This window comes from Leeuwenhoekiella aestuarii, assembly GCF_004104055.1.
GTDB lineage: Bacteria > Bacteroidota > Bacteroidia > Flavobacteriales > Flavobacteriaceae > Leeuwenhoekiella > Leeuwenhoekiella aestuarii.
In genome coordinates this window covers 215831-234529 of sequence record NZ_QOVJ01000003.1, presented here as the reverse complement: position 1 = coordinate 234529, position 18699 = coordinate 215831, and the positions used below count along the sequence as shown (strand labels likewise).

The following is an 18699-nucleotide window of genomic DNA, read 5'->3' as shown; positions in this document are numbered from 1 at the left end:
ATTTAGATAAACTATGAGTGGCAGGTTATTTGATTCTGAAATCGAAAATAGAATGGAATGAAAGGACTTTATTTTCTGATTTTAATACTGCTTTTAAGTTTGTATTCTTGTGAAAACCCAACCGAAGCTGTTGACACTTTACCAGAAGTTCAAACTTTATTTTTTCCAAATAAAGAACAAATCAGCCAATTTTCATCTGATTCTATAACTGATTTGGCTGATTTTACAACTTTTGCTCAATATCTAAAGGTTGCACAGCAGAAAGCCTGTAATAGCAAGTCCAATCTAATAAGTTTTAAAGAAAGAAATACAGACTATAATGTAAAAAGCTTCACAGAATGTCCTGAACGTAGAAATTTTGGGTGTAACTTCCGTACCACTTTTATAAATATTGAAAATGATCTTATTTTAGAATATAACGAAGTCAGCCATGAGTTATCTGAACTAGATGAGTATTTACTGGATTTAATCTCTAAAGAATATGATTACAATAAGTCTGATCAGCAAAATAAACTAGTTATCACTATTACTTATACAGAAGATGTTTCTATAACAAACTTTAAAGAGACACTCATTAAAATTATTCAAACGATTACTCGAATTGAAGAATCACAAAAAATACACCTCCCTTGCTATCTTTACATGGGAACAAATTTCATGCCTCCGCCTCCACCTCCACCTCCAATGCCTAAAAATTATAGCCCATAAAAAAACCCGCTTTTTGAGCGGGTTTTTAATTTTAGGAATGTACTTAAACTACTCGTCTAAAAGCAAGTTTAAAGTCACATCAATATTATCCATCGTAGCACGAGAATATGGGCAAACTTCATGAGCTTCATTCACAAGCTCTTCGCCCTCTTCTACATCTACCATAGGCAGGTAGCAATCTAACACAACCGCTAATTGAAACATCTCCTCTTCGTTTTTCCCAATTTTTACAGTTGCAGTCACAGTATAATCACCAAGATCTACTTTTTTCCCGCGTGCTACGTGTGCTAGTGCACTTCCAAAACAAGCAGAATAACCAGCCGCAAAAAGCTGCTCAGGATTAGTACCTTCTCCTCCTGCACCACCAAGTCCTTTAGGCACAGATAAATTAAAGTCTAAAGTTCCGTCGTCTGATGAAACACTGCTGTCGCGACCACCGGTTGCGGTAGCCTTCGCTTTATATAAAGCTTTCATATCTAGAATTTTTCATGAATTAATAGTTGAAGATACCAATACTGCTTTGAGGAATCAACACGATATTCTTAAAGATTTCCCAAAAGTCGGTTTTTAGAGTTCTAATGTTTAGGTTTTGTTGATTGACTTCTATTTTCACTTCGCTCCTAGCTTCATTAACTTATAACCGGAAACTTCTTATAATTTACAATTTGTACTTTGCCTTCAATACTTCGTATTTCAAATTTCTCCTACCTTTATACTGCATAAAATACATCAAACTTGAAACCTAAAAAACCTGAACATATCTATTCCGCATCTGCAAAAAAAATAATTGCCACACGCAAAAAGGCCCTTCAGGCTGAAGATCTTATCCAAAAAATAAGCTGCGGAAACACCACAGCTTTGAGTCAGGCAATAACCCTTATTGAAAGTACTGCTGTTAAGCATCAGCAAGTAGCACAAGAGGTTTTAAAGGGTTGTCTACCCCTTTCCGGTAATTCAGTACGCATAGGGATTACAGGTGTTCCCGGCGTGGGTAAAAGTACGTTTATCGAAGCACTGGGCACGCATTGCATCAACACCGGGAAAAAGCTTGCGGTCTTAGCAATAGATCCTAGCAGCTCAATCACTCACGGAAGTATCCTTGGCGATAAAACCCGCATGGAACAACTCGCTACAAACCCAAATGCTTTTGTCAGACCTTCTGCTGCGGGAGATTCTCTGGGCGGTGTAGCCCGCAAAACCCGGGAAGCCATCATACTTTGTGAAGCAGCCGGTTATGAGGTTATTTTTATCGAAACCGTAGGTGTAGGTCAGAGCGAAACGGCAGTTCACAATATGACTGATTTCTTTTTACTGCTGAAATTAGCCGGAGCGGGTGATGAATTACAAGGCATCAAACGCGGAATCGTAGAAATGGCAGATGCGCTTATCATCAACAAAGCAGATGGAGAAAATCTAGCTGCTGCTAAAAAAGCTAAAACGGCATTTGCCAAAGCCTTGCATCTGTTTCCGGCAAAAGAGAGTAGTTGGCAACCGCAGGTTGCTTTATGTAGCGCTCTCGAAAATCAAGGCATTGAAAGCATCTGGGAGCTTATTGAAGAATACCTCAGCACTGTTAAAGCGAATCAGTTCTTCAATGAAAATCGAAAAAATCAGAATAAATACTGGTTACAGACTAGTATTGAAAATGCGTTAAAAGATGACTTTTATGCAAACACCGAAGTTCAGGATCAATTACAGAAACTTCTAAATGATTTAAATGCCGGTAAAATTACCGCTTTTCAGGCTGCGCAGGAATTGTTGAAAAAAGCTAAATGAAATTATTATTTGCCGGACTTCAATCTTTTATACCGTTTTTCATTCATACGATATTTTAAAAATGCCATTACCAGTCCTAAAACCAATCCAAAGATCGCAAATTCTAAAAATATATACAGATCAAAAATTTCCTTAAAGATAAAAGTGAGAACTAATTTATAAGTCACGGTCAGCAGTACGATCTGGAGAATTACACCTAAGAAAAAGGATACTTTAGACGCGCGTTTTACTTGCCAATCTTTTATGAACTTCCGGTCTTTCTCACTCAATCTCATACGTACTAACCTCTTTAATTTCAGAACTAGTCTACAAATTCTTTACGGTACCAGGCAATCTGCTTTTCTAAACCTTCCTTCAATGTAGTAGACGGATTGTAATTCAGCAAACGGCGGGCTTTCTCAATATTGGCTTTGGTAAACATCTGGTCTCCGCCACGTTTAGGTACAATATCTTTACGGATCTTTGTATCTAATAATTCTTCAACAATTGCAAAACCTTCCGCAGTAGTGTGCTCCTGCTCTGTCCCCAGATTGATCACTTCGCCATCAATGGCATCTTCTTTACCAATCACACTTACCACGCCGTCTATAATATCATCTACAAAGGTAAAACTGCGCACGTGCGCTTCACTTCCTTCAAATAGAGGAAATTCCTGATGAAAAAAACCACAGCCTATCAACTTGGTATACAATTTCTCAGGCCGCTCTCGTGGACCGTAAACTGAAAATAAACGCAACGAACAGGTTTTCATCTTTTGCTCCCGTGTTTTAGACAATACGATTTGCTCAGCAGCAAGCTTGGTAACACCATAAAAAGAAGCTGGCTCGGGTGCTGCATCTTCAGTTAAGGTTGCACGTAAACCATATATAGAAGAAGTAGATATATTAGTAAACAGCTTTAATCCTTCACATTTTAATGCAAAATCTATCAGATTCTTGGTCGCTACCAGGTTATTCATCAGGTAATCTTCAAAACTAGAAGTCGCTGCTATACCGGGTTGTGCTGCAAAGTGAAAGATGTAATCAAAATCAGTATCCAGTTTTTTATAATCTTTAGGCTCCCGCAGATCTACCATCACAATTGGGATTCCTGCTTCCTTAAGATCCTTGGCATTTCGATCCTTTAAATCCGGACTGTAATAAGGTGAGAAGTTGTCTATTCCCACTACTTCAAAATCCATTTTTTTTAAACGTTCGGCACAATGCGAACCTATAAAACCGGCTGCACCGGTTACTAATGCTTTCATACTAATACGTTTCTTTTAAAAATTTAGCGTAGCTAAAACGATGCAACAGTTGCATCAACCAGCCGATGAGCGCACCGATCAACACCCCCGTTAGAACATCTCCGGGATAATGCACTCCCACATAAATACGACTGTATCCAACTAAAATTGCCCAAAACAACAATACCGGGAAGATCCATTTGTATTTTGCCTTAAGTAATAAACCTACAAAAACAGCTAAAGCCATTGAGCTTGCAGCGTGTGCCGAAAAATACCCAAAACTCCCACAACGAACTGCTATAAAGCGCGCTTGCTCCATAATGCCTTCTTGACGGCAGGGACGCAAACGCTCAAAACCATGCTTAAAAACATTAGCAAGTTGATCTGTAGCTGTTATCAATAAAGCGACTGTTACTAAAGTGAGGAGTGTTCCTTTAAGACCAAAACGTTTAAAAATCAAGAACAATAAAACTGCATAAAGCGGGATACTCGACCATTTATCGGTAAGAAAAAGCCAAAACGGATCCCAAGTCTCTGTCCCCAGATTATTGAGGTAAAGAAACAGTTCGTAGTCCAGTTGCTTCAACACGTTCATCTACTCTTCTTCGTAGCGTGCAACCTCCCTGTCGTAAAAATCTGTTGCTGCCTGAATTAATCCTTCTGCTTCTGTTGCGAGTTCATCCTCATCATTTTTATCAAAATCTTCAAACCACTCTACATCATCGGTTTTCAAATCGATTATAAATCGTGGAAAATCGGTGTGTAAAACAAAAATAGATTCGGGATAATCTGTATTATCGCCCAGTATAAACTTAGGAAGTTCCATAGTTAAATTGTTATTGTTAAATAATCGCCAGACCAGCGAAGTATTCAATTGCTGTTGTCGTTTCCATTGCTGATAAAAAACACGAATCAGAAATGGGACTGCAAAGGTAAGTTTAGTTTACAGAATTCACCCAATAATCAAGATTTTAATACGAACTGATCAGTCTACATCTCAAGCAAAAATTCTATGAATATCATACAGCGTTGCCTCACTTGATCACAAATAAATAAGATGAAGTTTTATATCTTATCTTCGTCCACAGTTTTACAAATCCTATTTTTTTACGTTTTATGCAGCCCACAACCATTTTGCTACTCATTGCAGGCTACTTTATCACCTTAATGCTGGTTTCTTATTTTACCGGTAAAGGAGGATCTAACGAAGACTTTTTTAAAGCAAGTAAACAATCGCCGTGGTATTTAGTCGCTTTCGGAATGATTGGCGCTTCGCTTTCAGGTGTTACGTTTATTTCAGTTCCGGGTTGGGTAGAAGCCTCTCAATTTAGCTATTTTCAGGTGGTCCTGGGATATACAGTGGGTTATGCAGTGATCAGTTTAGTATTGCTGCCGCTGTATTACAGACTCAACTTAACCTCTATCTATACGTATTTAGAAGGTCGTTTTGGTACTGCATCCTATAAAACCGGCGCTTCCTTCTTTTTATTGAGTAGGGTAGTTGGTGCAAGTTTTAGGCTATATCTCGTGGCTAATGTGTTGCAATTGTTGGTTTTTGACAGTATGGGCGTCCCATTTTGGGTTACGGTTACCATCACGATTTTACTCATCTGGTTGTACACCTTTAAAAGCGGAATTAAAACCATTGTATGGACAGACACCCTGCAAACCTTATTTATGCTGACAGCGCTAGGAGTAGCAATCTATTTTGTCTCTGCAGATTTAGGATTAAATGCCGGGTCTATATTCGATTTTATTGCCGAAAGCAATAGGAGTCAAATGTTCTTTTTTGACGACTGGAAGAGTCAGGATTTCTTTTTTAAGCAGTTTATTAGTGGAGCTTTTATTGCAATTGTAATGACTGGTCTTGATCAGGATATGATGCAAAAAAACCTCACCTGCCGAAGCCTGAAAGATGCTCAGAAAAACATGTTCTGGTTTACACTTGTTCTTACGGTAGTAAACTTTGTTTTTCTTGCTCTGGGTGTGCTGCTTACCGTTTATGCACAAAAGAATGGGATTGAAGCTTCTAAAGATGATCTTTTCCCTTTTATAGCAACAAAAAGCGGACTTGGCTTTGGGATTGCTATTTGTTTTATTCTGGGGCTTATTGCTGCTGCATATTCTAGTGCAGATAGTGCGCTCACCTCGCTTACCACTTCTTTCAGTATAGATATTTTAGGTATCGAAAAGAAATACGATCAGACCAGGCAGGTAGCCATCAGAAAAAAGATTCACATCGCTGCTTCAGTAATTCTGGTGCTGGTAATTATTGGATTTAAATATTTAATAGCAGATGAAAGCGTGATCGCAAAACTTTTTGTTTTTGCAGGTTATACGTATGGCCCATTATTAGGGTTGTACGCTTTCGGTCTTTTTACAAAATGGAATGTAAAAGATAAATGGGTTCCACTAGCCGCAATAGCCAGTCCTATATTAGGCTATATAATCAGCGATCTGAGTATGCAGTATCTCAATTTTGAATTTGGTTTCTTTATTTTAATCCTCAACGGATTACTAACCTTTTTGGGCCTAGTAGCTATTCGTACTCAAAAGCACTAAAGTACAGGCAGACTCGGCTTCAATCCCTGCAGTTTCCAAAATTTTATAAAATTCCGGGTTTTCAGTACCGGGATTAAAAATCACCCGTTTGGGCTTAAGCCCTAACAGATACTCGTAATATTCTTCTTGACGCTGCGCATTGAGGTACAATGTCACCGTATCTATACCTTTCAGATCAGGTTTTCCGGTTTGAATGGTTATCCCCGTAACGGTACCTTCTCGCAAGCCTATTGCAACTACAGGCTGTTCCTTTTGTACCAAACGATTGATCGCCATATAAGAATAACGAATGGGTTTTAAGGAGGCACCCAGAACCAGCGTTTTTTTTGCTTTCATAAATCAAAGTTAAATGATTACGGCAGGTGTAACAATATCTTTTTTTAAATGGTCTATGTAATAGAAGTCGACTTCCAAGTTTGAATCGTTTAAAATTAGTTTTGATGGTTAGTGTTAATTTCTAACGTTCAGGCTTGAAAACCCGGGATTTAGCGGTCCCGGGTTTTCTTTATTTTATAACCAAGTACTTTTATACGCAACTTTAAATTTCACTTCCTTCACAAACCCTTTAAATTCAATATATTAGGATATATAAAATTTAGATTATCAAATAAATGTAAATTTTACTGTAACAGATTTAGCACATGTTCGTCTTTTAATAAACCGCTAATCACGGGATACTTTGTTTCTGCTAATATGCATTACAAAGTATTATGTTAAATCATCTATCAAAATCGAACAGTTATGAAATCTAACCAAGGGCTATTCAGCCTACTTTTTATTCTATGTACAACGTTGCTTTTTGCACAGCCCAAACCTACAGATGTGGTCACCGGTTCTGTAACGGGAGTTGTCATAGACGCAGACCTCAATCAGCCCATTCCTTATGCCACTATCGTCATTAGTAAATCAAATGGTGAAACGCTTACTGGTGGAATCACCAACGATGATGGCGTATTTGAAATCAAAAAAATACCGGAAGGGATCTACACGCTAAAAGTTCAGTTTATAGGCTATGAAGCTTTTGAACGTGACTTAAAAATTGACCGTCAGCACCGAGAGCACGATATGGGCAAACTCAATTTGAGTCCGGTTGCAGCAGAACTAGACGCGGTAAATATTGTTGCAGAACGCACTACCATTGAGCAAAAAATTGACCGCAAGGTTATTAATGTGGGAAAAGATCTTACTACTGCAGGAGCTTCTGCTGCAGATATTATGAATAACATTCCCTCTGTAAATCTTGATCAGCAATCCGGAGCACTTACCCTGCGCGGAAACAGTAATGTACAGGTTATGGTTGATGGTAAATTATCTAACATTCCACCAGACCAATTATTGAAGCAATTGCCTTCTAATTCGATCAAAAAAATAGAATTGATCACCAATCCTTCGGCCAAATACAATCCTGATGGAATGAGCGGGATCATCAACATTGTATTGCACAAAAATGTGAACATAGGTTTTAACGGAGACGTGAGTGCCGGATTAGCTTACGAGAAGAATCCACAATTCAACAGCGGTTTAAACCTAAACTACCGCAACGGTAAATTCAACCTATATTCTAATTACAGTAATACCATCGCAAAGCGCGCTAATTATGGTACTATTTTTCGCGAAGGTGATAATTCTACTCAGTTTTTTGATATGCTAAATGATCAAAACTCACATCTATTAAAAGTGGGACTGGATGTGTATTTAAATGACAAAAACACAATTTCGGTATTTACTTCTCAAAACAGCTTTAAAGGCGAGCCGGGCGGAACCATCAACATTGTGTATGAAGATGATGCTACGCGTAATTTGCTTCAGGATTTTGGAGCGGATATGGACAATTATTCTCAACAGTATAACTTTGACTATAAACTTGATTTTGAAAAAGAAGGTCACAATATTGAGTTTGAGGCAGACTACAACACTTTTGATGCTGATGAAGACACTTATTTTGATTTTACAGGAGCCACTCAGCTTTCTGACTATGAAGATTTTGTAAATACTAAAAGAGACCGAACGACTCTAAATCTAGATTATGTAAATCCGTTATCTGATAGTGAAAAGTTAGAATTGGGACTTCAGGCGATCTTGTTCAATACAGATATTGGTTACAGCAGTACGGGGCAATCATTCAACTCCAGCGGAAACCTCATCCCTACTCCTAACACACAGTTTGATTACAGCAGAGATATTTATTCGGCTTATGTGACCTATGGTAAAAGTTATAAAAAATGGTCTTATCAGGCAGGCGTGCGCGCAGAGCAGGTAAACGTTGCCGCAGATACCAATAGCGTAAGAGCATTTACTAATGACTATTTTGAGTTATATCCTTCGGCTTATGTGACCTTTAATCCTTCGGAAAAAAATCAATATCAGGTAAGTTACAGCCGTCGTATAGACCGTCCCGGAGTTGGTCAAGTAAATCCGATTAGAGAATGGAGTTCTCCTCTGGTTACCGAATATGGTAACGTAAACCTGAGACCGCAGTTTACCAACTCCATTGAAGCAAACTATACTCGTTCTTTTGAAAAAGGAAGCATTACAGCCGGCGTTTTCTACCGAATTATAGACGACCTGATCAATCAGGCAGTATATGTAGACCGTTTTAATCTGGATCGGATGGTGTTGACCAATGACAATTTTGATGCTACGACTGCATATGGTTTTGAGGTAAGCAGCAATTACAAGCCGTTAGAATGGTGGAGTATTAATGCTAGTTTTGATTTGTTTAATCAAACACAAATGGGTATCACAGAATCTTTAGATCCTAATATTGAAAACCCAACAACTGCAGACATCACACAGAACACTAAAGAGATCGAAAATACGATGTATAACATACGTATGATCAACAACTTTACAGCAACAAAACAATTGACATTTACTGCTTTTGCAATGTTTAGAGGTCCCGGAAAAGGCATACAGTTCTCAAACAAGTCGATGTTTATGACAAACATAGGCGCCCGCTACTCCATTTTTGAAGGTAAAGGAACAGTAAGTCTAAATTACAACGACATCTTCAATACGATGAAAGCACGCTTTACAGCTACCAATCCTTACACACTACAGGGACAATTTAACTGGGAAAGCAATACGTTTTATGTAGGATTTAACTACCGTTTTGGCGATAGTAAGTTCCGTGCGAAAAAACGTAAAAGCCGGGAAGACAATGTAAAAGACGATAGCGGAATGTTTTAACAAAATTTTAAATAAATTATTATATTATCATTTTTTTCACCATATTTGACAATATTACCAACCAACCTGTTAAAAACTACGGTTATTGTTTATTAGATTTAGCCGTCTTTGTATAAATAACCATTTAATAGGTATAAAAAACCCGAAGCGCTTGCTTCGGGTTTTTGCATTTATATACACTGTGCATTTCTAGAGTTTAGAACGCAGGCTTTCTGCATCAATAGCTCCGTGAGAAGTATGGTACACTGCTGTTCCATTTTTGATAAGTAAAATTTGCGGACTCTCATGTTGTACATTAAATTTTTCTGATATTGCACTGCTTATATCACGATGTGCTTTTAAGTCTAAGAAATAAGGTTCTATCTCCTTCTTATCATAATCATACGCATGCTCAAAACTACGCAAAGCCATTTTACTGATTCCACAGGTGGTACTGTGTTTAAAAATTAAAACCGGCACGGCATTAGAAACTTCAACGATCTCATCCAACTGTTGCTCACGCTCTAGCTGAATCCAGTTCATTTCTTTTATCTCTTCTTTTGCGATATCCCTCGCACTTTTAAACTTGTCAAAAAATCCCATTGATCGTAAACTTTTAAATTTCATTAACGCCCATTAGTTGAAGGCCGGCGTAAATTTAAGGAAACCAAGTGGGCTTTTGTACTAAGGATATCCAAACAAAATAACCGACAAAAAGACAGTGAAATCAAGCTCCTTGACTGACGAAAAGTCGGTTAAGTACACTGGTATAGTAGTTGCCATTGCTTACCCGAAAACAATACAACGATCCTCTCAAGAGGTATAAACATATAAACACGATGAACTTTAATAATTTTACGATCAAATCACAAGAAGCCATACAGCAGGCCCAGTCGCTTGCTCAGGGGTATGGCCATCAGCAAATTGAGAATGAGCATATTTTTAAGGCCATTCTTGAAGTTGATGAAAATGTTACTCCGTTTCTGTTACAGAAACTGGATGTGAATATCAATCTGCTCAAACAGATTTTAGAAAGCACGCTTACCAGCTTTCCTAAAGTAAGCGGCGGCGATATTATGCTGTCTCGAGAAGCGAGTAAAACGGTTACCGAAGCGGGTAACATCGCCAAAAAAATGAATGATGAGTATGTTTCGTTAGAACACCTCATACTCGCGATTTTTAAATCGAGTTCTAAAATAGGTCAGATCTTAAAAGATCAGGGCGTTACCGAAAAGCATCTCAAAGCAGCGATTGAAGAATTGCGTAAAGGCGACCGCGTTACCTCGCAAAGTGCAGAAGAAACGTACAATTCATTAAGCAAATACGCTAAAAACCTCAATCAGCTGGCCCGTGACGGAAAGCTGGATCCGGTTATTGGCCGTGACGAAGAAATACGCCGAATCCTTCAGATTCTATCGCGTCGTACCAAGAATAACCCGATTCTCGTAGGAGAACCCGGTACCGGTAAAACTGCAATTGCAGAAGGTCTTGCCCACCGTATCGTTGACGGAGATGTACCTGAAAACCTTCAGGAAAAACAGATCTGGGCGCTAGATATGGGTGCGTTGATCGCCGGTGCGAAATACAAAGGCGAATTTGAAGAGCGTTTAAAAGGGGTGATCAAAGAAGTGACCACTGCAGCAGGAGACATCGTCTTATTTATTGACGAGATCCATACCCTTGTGGGTGCTGGCGGCGGTCAGGGCGCAATGGATGCCGCAAACATCTTAAAACCTGCTTTAGCCCGTGGTGAATTACGCGCAATAGGTGCAACGACCCTAGACGAGTATCAAAAATACTTTGAGCAGGACAAGGCCTTAGAACGTCGTTTTCAGAAAGTAAATGTTTTTGAACCGGATACTGAATCTGCGATTTCCATTTTACGTGGTATCAAAGAAAAATACGAGACCCATCATAAAGTGCGAATTAAAGATAATGCGATCATTGCGGCTGTGGAGCTTTCGCAACGCTACATCACCAACCGTTTTTTACCCGATAAGGCGATTGACCTGATGGATGAAGCAGCTTCTAAAATGCGCATGGAAATCAACTCTAAACCCGAAGAACTCGATGTTTTAGACCGAAAGATCATGCAACTAGAGATCGAGATCGAGGCGATTAAGCGTGAAAAAGATGAAAGTAAACTCAAGTCACTCCACGCAGATCTGGCGAACTTAAAAGAAGAGCGTAACGAGATCAATGCGAAGTGGAAAAGTGAAAAAGATGTGGTAGACAATATTCAGAATGCAAAGCAGGATATTGAAAACTATAAGCTCGAAGCGGAGCGTGCGGAGCGTGAAGGAAACTACGGTCTGGTAGCAGAATTACGCTACGGCAAGATCAAACAAGCTCAGGAAGAACTTGAGAAATTGCAGGTAGCTTTGGCCGGTCAGGGGGAGAATACCTTGATCAAGGAAGAAGTAACCAGTGAAGATATTGCAGAAGTTGTCGCAAAATGGACTGGAATACCGGTGACCAAAATGCTGCAAAGCGAGCGCGAGAAACTTCTGTATCTTGAAACCGAACTCCACAAACGTGTGGTTGGGCAACAGGAAGCGATTGTCGCAGTGAGTGATGCGGTACGCAGAAGCCGTGCCGGCCTGCAGGATCAAAAACGACCTATTGGTTCGTTCTTATTCCTCGGGACCACCGGTGTGGGTAAAACCGAACTTGCAAAAGCACTGGCGGAATATCTGTTTGATGACGAAAACAACCTGACCCGTATTGATATGAGTGAATATCAGGAGCGTCACAGCGTAAGTCGTCTGGTAGGTGCGCCTCCGGGATATGTAGGTTATGATGAAGGTGGACAATTGACAGAAGCCGTACGTCGCAAGCCGTACAGTGTGATCTTGCTCGACGAGATCGAAAAAGCACATCCAGACACGTTTAATATTTTACTGCAAGTGCTGGACGAAGGTCGACTTACGGATAACAAAGGCCGCTTAGCCGACTTTAAGAATACCATCATCATTATGACGTCTAATATGGGTAGTCATATCATACAGGAGAAATTTGAGAGCATCAAAGATCCTGAGACTGCGATGGAAGGTGCTAAAATAGAAGTGCTGGGAATGCTGAAACAGACTATACGGCCTGAGTTCATAAACCGTATTGACGATATTGTGATGTTTACACCGCTTACGCGAAAAGACATCAAGAATGTTGTTGGTTTACAACTCAAAGGCGTGACTAAAATGCTGGGCAAACAAGGCATCACCTTAGATGCTACCTCTGAAGCTATTGCCTATCTCGCAGACAAAGGCTTTCAGCCAGAGTTTGGGGCTCGCCCGGTAAAACGTACGATTCAGAAAGAAGTGCTCAACCAGCTTTCTAAAGAAATCCTGAGTGGTAAGGTAACTACAGACAGTATCATTTTACTGGATGCCTTTGATGACGAACTCGTGTTCCGCAATCAAAACGATCTGGTCAATAACGACTGAAGAGCTCTGGTTGTCTAATAACTTAGAAGCGATCACTAAATAGGTGGTCGCTTTTTTTGTATTTTTAGATGTTCTCTTGCTTCAACACCTATTATAAAGTTGCCCCACTTATCTCAACTAATTATCTCATTAGCATATTATAAATACTCATTTTACATCCCGATTAATGGTGTCGGACAACACTATAAACTTATCGATTATAAACCGTATTTATAGGTTTAAAGTAATTGTGAGTAAAATTTCAAACAGTAGTTATTTCATCAAAATGAGGATTTAATCCTTACAGAAGAGACCAAAATTCAACAATAGATTGATTTTATAGTTTTTAGAACACGTATGATTTTTTTTTTAAAATCTAGAAAACATTTCTGAATATAACGTTGTAATGCAAAATAATAAGTTAAAATACATAATTAGTATTGCGATTTAAAAATTAAAAAACAACTTTATTATTTATATCACAACTTATAAAGAATCAAAAAAAACTTAAATACTCATCAAACGGACACTTACAGGTAAACACAATTCAAAATTAAAATTTATATTTACAGTTATAAATATTACTATTCCTAATTAAACAATATTTTAACATTTAATTAGTAAGAATAAACTACCCAAATTTTTATTTATAAAATATAATTTCCCCAATTTCATGAAGCCTAAAACGCGATATACTAAGAGTGGTTGTCTTAATATTGCCTATCAGTCTTTTGGATCTGGATCAATAGATCTGGTATACATACCTGGATGGGTTTCTAATATTGACCTCATGTGGGACTGCCCGGAGTTGGTTTATTTCTTTGCAGAACTAGGTAAAATCACCAGAGTCATCTTATTTGATAAGCGAGGGACAGGTCTTTCTGATCGGATTACCGAAATTTCTACCCTAGAAGAGCGTATGGACGATATACGTGCGGTAATGGATGCTGTAGGATGCAAAAAAGCTGTTCTTTTTGGTCATTCTGAAGGTGGATCTGCTTCTGCATTATTTGCAGCCACCTACCCTAACCGTGTTATTTCACTCATAACTTTTGGTATTTTTGCTAAACGCCGGTATGCACCAGACTACCCGTGGGCCCCTTCTGATGAAGAGCGTCAAAAGCTGTATGACATGATTGAGAATAACTGGGGCAGTGCAGAAAAAGATCTTGCAACTCTCGCTCCATCTATGTCTAAGAACACGGTGTTTATGAATTGGCTTGCAAACTACTTTAGGTCTGGAGCAAGTCCTAGTGCAGCACTTGTACTTACCAAAATGAATACCGAAGTGGATATCATTAATATTTTGGGATCTATCAAGGTACCGACTCTTATCCTACAACGTACTAACGATATTGATGTCAAAATTGAAGAAGGACGTTTTATTGCAGAACGTATCCCTAATGCTAAATTTGTAGAACTTGAGGGTGATGATCATCTATTTTGGATAGGGAACACATCACAAGTACTCAAAAACATTCATGAATTTATAACGCAAGAAAGTCTTCAACTCTATGAAGAACAGCTCTATACAATAGGAGCTGTAAAGATCATCTCAGAACAAAGACCCAGTGATAATGAACTCGCACAGCTTTCTGAATATGTAAATCACCACCGCGGTACAATCTTACTTAAGGAGGATGCTTTTTTTGTAGCTGTTTTTGAGGGACCCAGCAGAGCAGTTAATTGTGGTTTAGGTCTTATTGAAACGGCACAACGATTTGGTGCAGAAATTGTTATTAGCGTACACATTAAAGAATGTTCCGTAAATGAATCCCATTTCATCAACAGCGAGACTAGAAAGCTAATAGAAAAAATACTTAATGTGGCTTTGCCCAATCAAATTTTAGTCACCCAAACTGTAAAACATCTTTTATCTGGAGTAGGTCTGAGTTTTAAGAAACAGAGTAAGATCATATTAGATCCTACTATAGGTGAAGGCGAATCATTATTTGCTATTAAAGATGAGCTGAGTCTGAAAAATGAAATTGTGAATCCCATTCCCATCACATTACCATCTAATGATTCGTTCTTGGAAGATGTACTCAAAATCATTGATAACCATCTAGAGGATTATTACCTTGGTGTTGAGCTTTTGTGCAAGCAAATAGGCATGAGCGAAAGGCAATTACAACGCAAACTTAAAGCCACTACAAATAAGTCTCCTAACCAACTTATCTCATCGGTACGGTTGCACCGCGCTAAAGAACTCCTTCTGCAAAATGAACATAAAATTTCAGAGATCGCATATCAAACCGGATTTTCAAATCCTTCTTACTTCTCAAAATCTTTTAAGAGAGAATTTGGGTTAACTCCTTCTACTTTACAACAAAAATGTAATCAATTCTAAAAAACACTGAATCACCTTTATAAATCAAATTAGTAATAAAAGAAATCATTCGTAGTCCCCCAATGTCGGAAAAATTACAACACCTAAATACTCAATTTTATTTTGTCGTAAATATTATATCATTTGGCGTTTATGTGACATACGCTAGTGTAGCTCTATTAATACTTTTGCACACAGATTTAAACAAACAAAATTCAATGAATAAACAATTCAAATTAAAACCGCATTTTAATCATTTTGATCATAGACCATTTCACATAATATGTTGATTAAACCCACAATAAAAAACCGAAAGCCTTAAAATCTTATTCACTTAAAAACTGAGATCAAATTCTCCAAATATTAAATACTCAGTTCTTGAATAAATCCTGAAATTTTTGATTTCAAAACACGCATTTAACTAACAAATTCTACATATATAATGCTTATCTCCAAGCCCTTAAACAAAACTTTAAGCACTAAAAATGTATTTTTTAAATCTGAATTATGCTAAATCAAGATTTAAAAATATTAATTATAGACGATGACCCTATATATCATTTAATGATCACCAAATTATTAAGAAGTATTGGATTTCATAACATCAGGAATATTCAAGATTCCGTAGAAGGTTTGAACTATTTACTTAAAAATAAGCAACTGCCAGACATTTTACTTTTAGATATAAATATGCCTACTAAAAATGGATGGGACCTTTTAGATTCTCTGATCACTTCAACTGTAAACTTAAATGATATGCCTATTTATATAGTTACAAGTTCAATCGACAAGTGTGATATTAAAAAATCAACTCAGTATCCTGTTTCAGGTTTTTTAAATAAACCCCTTGAACCAGAGACATTAAAAAAAATATTAGTAGCTATTTAATTTAAAAACTGTGAAAACCCGAATATCTTATGATAGTATAGATACATCTACTCAAAAAAAGTTAGATGATCTGGTTTTTCTGGCTAGTCAGATTTTTAAAAGAACACGCTGTTTTATTTCAATATTTGAGCAAGGCAATGAGTTGTTAATCTCCCAAAAAGGCTTAGAGCTGAATCATTCTTTAAATGAAAATCCTTTTTCTAATTACTTGTTTAATTCTAACAATCAACCCGTATTTGTTTATAATGCATTAAAGGATGAGCGATTTAATAAAAGTAGTTTAGTCACCGGGACACCAGCTGTTAGATTTTATGCTGGTATTCCACTTGTTTCTTGTAAGGGAGTTATTTATGGTACTTTTTCATTAATGGATCGAGAGCCTGGTGAACTTAATAAAGATGAATTGACAGCTTTAAAAATACTTTCCCATAAGGCAATGTCTGAGCTGAATAGCAATAGACTTGTTTTAAACCAAAATAGCGCAGTAAAGGAATCTTATAAAGAATTATCTATTCTAGAAAATACAGAGTCATTTTTTTTAAAGAAAACGACTCACGAATCTTATTATGAAAATGCTTTATTTGAGATAGCTTTTGATGGGAACGCAAAACTCTTTTTTGTTAATTTTTTAAGTTCAGGATTTATACATCTGTATCCGGATATTGATCCCAATTTAAAAGTAGTGCCTCCTCTATTTATCTTAAAAAGATTAAGTAAACTAGATCGTTTTTCTTTTACCAAAGCTTTTCTTACAAGTATGCAGTCTGAGAAAGAATTAAAATTTGAATATTTAAAGAAATTCAAAAACGGTGATAGTGCCTGGTACCGTATTATTTTTTCGAGCGAAAAGAAGCCAAATGATAAATGGCTAATACACGGTATGGTGAAAAATATCACCTATGAGAAAGAATACAAAGCGGCCTTAAAAAAAATACTTTTTGATATTTCTCATATCATTAGAAAACCCATCACTACAATAATTGGTTTGTCAGATCTTTTAAATACAGTTGAAGATATATCGCTCAACGAAAGAATAGAACTGGTTAATTTGATTTCATTAGCCGCAAAAGATTTAGAAAAGCATACGTTGGATTTAAATTCGTATTATCAAAATAAAATGGATAATTTGGATATCCCATAATAGAAACTGAATCTTCTCTTTTATGCAATCAAAACGATCTGGTCAATAACGACTGAAGAGCATTAGTTGTCTAAAAACTTAAAAGCGATCACTCAATGGGTGGTTGCTTTTTTTTATGTTAAAAATTGAAAGGTTTCCAATGAAAACTTTTATCTAAAAACACTGATAACATTTAGATTAAATAGTTAAAATGGGTAGTTTTAAATTATGCTTAAAGTCCTGCGATATAATAGTGGCTTTATAAATGGGAAAATATCGGCTTCAAATAAATAAACCGTGACTAAAAAGAAAAAGAATCTGGATTGGCTAATCAAAAACTATATGCCTTTCTTCAATGAATTTGGTATGACCGAGAAAAACATTGTCAGTCATTATGAATTTTGGAAAAAAGAAGGCTCGGCAAGTATTGAAAATTATTTATGGTATTTATTCAATACTCTACTAGATGAAAATTCTAAACAGTCAACTAAACTAATAGATTTTTATAAGCGAAATGCAAGAATTTATTCTCAAATGATTTCATTTAGGAGAAAGTTTGAAAATAAAAAAGCTAATGAGATTCAAAAAGCGTACAACTTTAATCAAATAAATCTTGACTTAGAATCAATGAAGGATTCAAATCTAGAAATTGAATTTTTGATAGTTGGCGTGAATGATTGTAAACAAAGTGAACGAATCTCAAATAAACCAATTACGAAAGAGCAGGCTTTACTAAATAATACGATTCCTTATGATATGTGCTCAAGGAATACAGGCTGTGTTTGCCTCGTAGCAGTCAGGCCCAAACGAGACTCTGATGGAAAATTAATTTGGAAAGAATGACACTTTGATTTCCTAAGTTACCACACGATTTTGTGCTGTGATAAGTAATTAAAATTAGAGCAGAAAGCATAAAAAGCTCATCAAGGAACACAAAGTTGTTAACGCGCAATTCTATCTCGTGATAAGCAGTTAGTATACCGATAATATAGGGTTCATAAATAAGAACGAAATGAACATTAAACTTTCAGAAGAAAAGCAAATTGATACCACACAACTACTGGAATTGTATAAAGCCAATACGTGGAGTTCTGCTGATAAGCCAGTAGCATTGAAAAATGCGCTATTAAATTCGCATACACTTTTAACGGCCTGGGACGGTGATAAATTAGTGGGACTAGGCAACGCCATTTCAGACGGTTATCTTGTTGTTTATTATCCGTATTTACTGGTTCACCCGGAATACCAGGGCAAGGGAATCGGTAAAATGATTGTAGCAAAATTTCAAGAAATCTATAACCATTTTCATATGCAAATGCTAACCGCAGATGGGAAAGCCATTGACTTTTATAAAAAAGTAGGCTTTGAAAAAGCGGGACAAACAGTCCCGATGTGGATTTACAAGGGTAACGAACATTAAACTCAAAACAAGCTGTAGCTAATTGAATGATCTGTCTGCTTATCGCTCGTTGCCAAGTGATAGTATTGCGTGGTAAGCAGT

The 18699-nt window shown here is 37.2% G+C and carries 17 protein-coding genes; 10 read left to right on the top strand and 7 right to left on the bottom strand.

Features of this window, described 5'->3' with window-relative positions; genetic code table 11:
• Window positions 1-57 precede the first annotated feature (57 nt).
• On the top strand, window positions 58-708 hold the full coding sequence (locus DSM03_RS09985; protein ID WP_128760374.1) for a hypothetical protein: 651 nt from the start codon (window positions 58-60) through the stop codon (window positions 706-708).
• Between the two features lie 48 nt (window positions 709-756).
• Here DSM03_RS09985 and DSM03_RS09980 read toward each other — a convergent pair whose 3' ends face one another.
• On the bottom strand, window positions 757-1182 hold the full coding sequence (locus DSM03_RS09980; protein WP_128760373.1) for an organic hydroperoxide resistance protein: 426 nt from the start codon (window positions 1180-1182) through the stop codon (window positions 757-759).
• 261 nt (window positions 1183-1443) lie between these two features.
• Between DSM03_RS09980 and meaB the strand changes: the two genes are divergently transcribed.
• Window positions 1444-2484, top strand: a complete 1041-nt coding sequence (gene meaB, locus DSM03_RS09975; RefSeq protein WP_128760372.1) for a methylmalonyl Co-A mutase-associated GTPase MeaB — start codon at window positions 1444-1446, stop codon at window positions 2482-2484.
• Window positions 2485-2489: 5 nt separating this feature from the next.
• On the opposite strand, the gene DSM03_RS09970 is transcribed toward meaB, so the two are convergent.
• The 4 genes from DSM03_RS09970 to DSM03_RS09955 are packed head-to-tail and all read right to left on the bottom strand — an operon-like array spanning window position 2490 to window position 4535.
• On the bottom strand, window positions 2490-2759 hold the full coding sequence (locus tag DSM03_RS09970; protein WP_128760371.1) for a hypothetical protein: 270 nt from the start codon (window positions 2757-2759) through the stop codon (window positions 2490-2492).
• Between the two features lie 26 nt (window positions 2760-2785).
• Window positions 2786-3730: an NAD-dependent epimerase/dehydratase family protein gene (locus DSM03_RS09965; RefSeq protein ID WP_128760370.1), complete on the bottom strand. Its 945-nt coding sequence runs from the start codon at window positions 3728-3730 to the stop codon at window positions 2786-2788.
• Window position 3731: 1 nt separating this feature from the next.
• Complete coding sequence (locus DSM03_RS09960) at window positions 3732-4304, bottom strand: phosphatase PAP2 family protein (protein WP_128760369.1); 573 nt, start codon at window positions 4302-4304, stop codon at window positions 3732-3734.
• Window positions 4305-4535: a hypothetical protein gene (locus DSM03_RS09955; protein ID WP_128760368.1), complete on the bottom strand. Its 231-nt coding sequence runs from the start codon at window positions 4533-4535 to the stop codon at window positions 4305-4307.
• Window positions 4536-4825: 290 nt separating this feature from the next.
• Between DSM03_RS09955 and DSM03_RS09950 the strand changes: the two genes are divergently transcribed.
• Window positions 4826-6271 carry a sodium:solute symporter gene (locus DSM03_RS09950; protein ID WP_128760367.1) on the top strand — a complete coding sequence of 482 codons (1446 nt, stop codon included), beginning with the start codon at window positions 4826-4828 and terminating at the stop codon, window positions 6269-6271.
• Here DSM03_RS09950 and DSM03_RS09945 read toward each other — a convergent pair.
• Window positions 6242-6607 carry a CoA-binding protein gene (locus DSM03_RS09945; protein ID WP_128760366.1) on the bottom strand — a complete coding sequence of 122 codons (366 nt, stop codon included), beginning with the start codon at window positions 6605-6607 and terminating at the stop codon, window positions 6242-6244. The two genes, DSM03_RS09950 and DSM03_RS09945, sit on opposite strands and share 30 nt — an antisense overlap.
• Before the next feature lie 405 nt (window positions 6608-7012).
• Between DSM03_RS09945 and DSM03_RS09940 the strand changes: the two genes are divergently transcribed.
• Window positions 7013-9460, top strand: coding sequence for a TonB-dependent receptor (locus DSM03_RS09940; protein WP_128760365.1), 2448 nt, complete (start codon window positions 7013-7015; stop codon window positions 9458-9460).
• Window positions 9461-9649: 189 nt separating this feature from the next.
• Here DSM03_RS09940 and ytxJ read toward each other — a convergent pair whose 3' ends face one another.
• Window positions 9650-10042 carry a bacillithiol system redox-active protein YtxJ gene (gene ytxJ / locus DSM03_RS09935; protein ID WP_128760714.1) on the bottom strand — a complete coding sequence of 131 codons (393 nt, stop codon included), beginning with the start codon at window positions 10040-10042 and terminating at the stop codon, window positions 9650-9652.
• Window positions 10043-10278: 236 nt separating this feature from the next.
• On the opposite strand from ytxJ, the gene clpB reads away from it, so the two are divergent.
• The 6 genes from clpB (at window position 10279) to DSM03_RS09905 (ending at window position 18618) form a co-directional block, all read left to right on the top strand.
• Entirely contained in the window at window positions 10279-12882 is a 2604-nt protein-coding gene (gene clpB, locus DSM03_RS09930; RefSeq protein WP_128760364.1) for an ATP-dependent chaperone ClpB, read from the top strand.
• Window positions 12883-13534: 652 nt separating this feature from the next.
• Window positions 13535-15211 carry an alpha/beta fold hydrolase gene (locus DSM03_RS09925; protein ID WP_128760363.1) on the top strand — a complete coding sequence of 559 codons (1677 nt, stop codon included), beginning with the start codon at window positions 13535-13537 and terminating at the stop codon, window positions 15209-15211.
• Window positions 15212-15697: 486 nt separating this feature from the next.
• Window positions 15698-16078, top strand: coding sequence for a response regulator (locus DSM03_RS09920; protein WP_128760362.1), 381 nt, complete (start codon window positions 15698-15700; stop codon window positions 16076-16078).
• Window positions 16079-16088: 10 nt separating this feature from the next.
• A complete protein-coding gene (locus DSM03_RS09915) occupies window positions 16089-17219 on the top strand; it encodes a sensor histidine kinase (protein WP_128760361.1) in 1131 nt (376 codons plus the stop codon).
• A gap of 276 nt (window positions 17220-17495) precedes the next feature.
• Window positions 17496-18041, top strand: a complete 546-nt coding sequence (locus tag DSM03_RS09910; RefSeq protein WP_128760360.1) for a hypothetical protein — start codon at window positions 17496-17498, stop codon at window positions 18039-18041.
• Between the two features lie 169 nt (window positions 18042-18210).
• Window positions 18211-18618, top strand: a complete 408-nt coding sequence (locus DSM03_RS09905; RefSeq protein WP_128760359.1) for a GNAT family N-acetyltransferase — start codon at window positions 18211-18213, stop codon at window positions 18616-18618.
• Window positions 18619-18699: the final 81 nt, after the last annotated feature.

What these genes read in the sequence shown, in the direction of transcription:
- DSM03_RS09985 (WP_128760374.1), top strand. Translation starts at nt 58, where the DNA reads ATGAAAGGACTTTATTTTCTGATTTTAATACTGCTTTTAAGTTTGTAT.
- DSM03_RS09980 (WP_128760373.1), bottom strand. Translation starts at nt 1,182, where the DNA reads ATGAAAGCTTTATATAAAGCGAAGGCTACCGCAACCGGTGGTCGCGAC.
- DSM03_RS09970 (WP_128760371.1), bottom strand. Translation starts at nt 2,759, where the DNA reads ATGAGATTGAGTGAGAAAGACCGGAAGTTCATAAAAGATTGGCAAGTA.
- DSM03_RS09965 (WP_128760370.1), bottom strand. Translation starts at nt 3,730, where the DNA reads ATGAAAGCATTAGTAACCGGTGCAGCCGGTTTTATAGGTTCGCATTGT.
- DSM03_RS09960 (WP_128760369.1), bottom strand. Translation starts at nt 4,304, where the DNA reads ATGAACGTGTTGAAGCAACTGGACTACGAACTGTTTCTTTACCTCAAT.
- DSM03_RS09955 (WP_128760368.1), bottom strand. Translation starts at nt 4,535, where the DNA reads ATGGAACTTCCTAAGTTTATACTGGGCGATAATACAGATTATCCCGAA.
- DSM03_RS09950 (WP_128760367.1), top strand. Translation starts at nt 4,826, where the DNA reads ATGCAGCCCACAACCATTTTGCTACTCATTGCAGGCTACTTTATCACC.
- DSM03_RS09945 (WP_128760366.1), bottom strand. Translation starts at nt 6,607, where the DNA reads ATGAAAGCAAAAAAAACGCTGGTTCTGGGTGCCTCCTTAAAACCCATT.
- DSM03_RS09940 (WP_128760365.1), top strand. Translation starts at nt 7,013, where the DNA reads ATGAAATCTAACCAAGGGCTATTCAGCCTACTTTTTATTCTATGTACA.
- ytxJ (WP_128760714.1), bottom strand. Translation starts at nt 10,042, where the DNA reads ATGGGATTTTTTGACAAGTTTAAAAGTGCGAGGGATATCGCAAAAGAA.
- clpB (WP_128760364.1), top strand. Translation starts at nt 10,279, where the DNA reads ATGAACTTTAATAATTTTACGATCAAATCACAAGAAGCCATACAGCAG.
- DSM03_RS09925 (WP_128760363.1), top strand. Translation starts at nt 13,535, where the DNA reads ATGAAGCCTAAAACGCGATATACTAAGAGTGGTTGTCTTAATATTGCC.
- DSM03_RS09920 (WP_128760362.1), top strand. Translation starts at nt 15,698, where the DNA reads ATGCTAAATCAAGATTTAAAAATATTAATTATAGACGATGACCCTATA.
- DSM03_RS09905 (WP_128760359.1), top strand. Translation starts at nt 18,211, where the DNA reads ATGAACATTAAACTTTCAGAAGAAAAGCAAATTGATACCACACAACTA.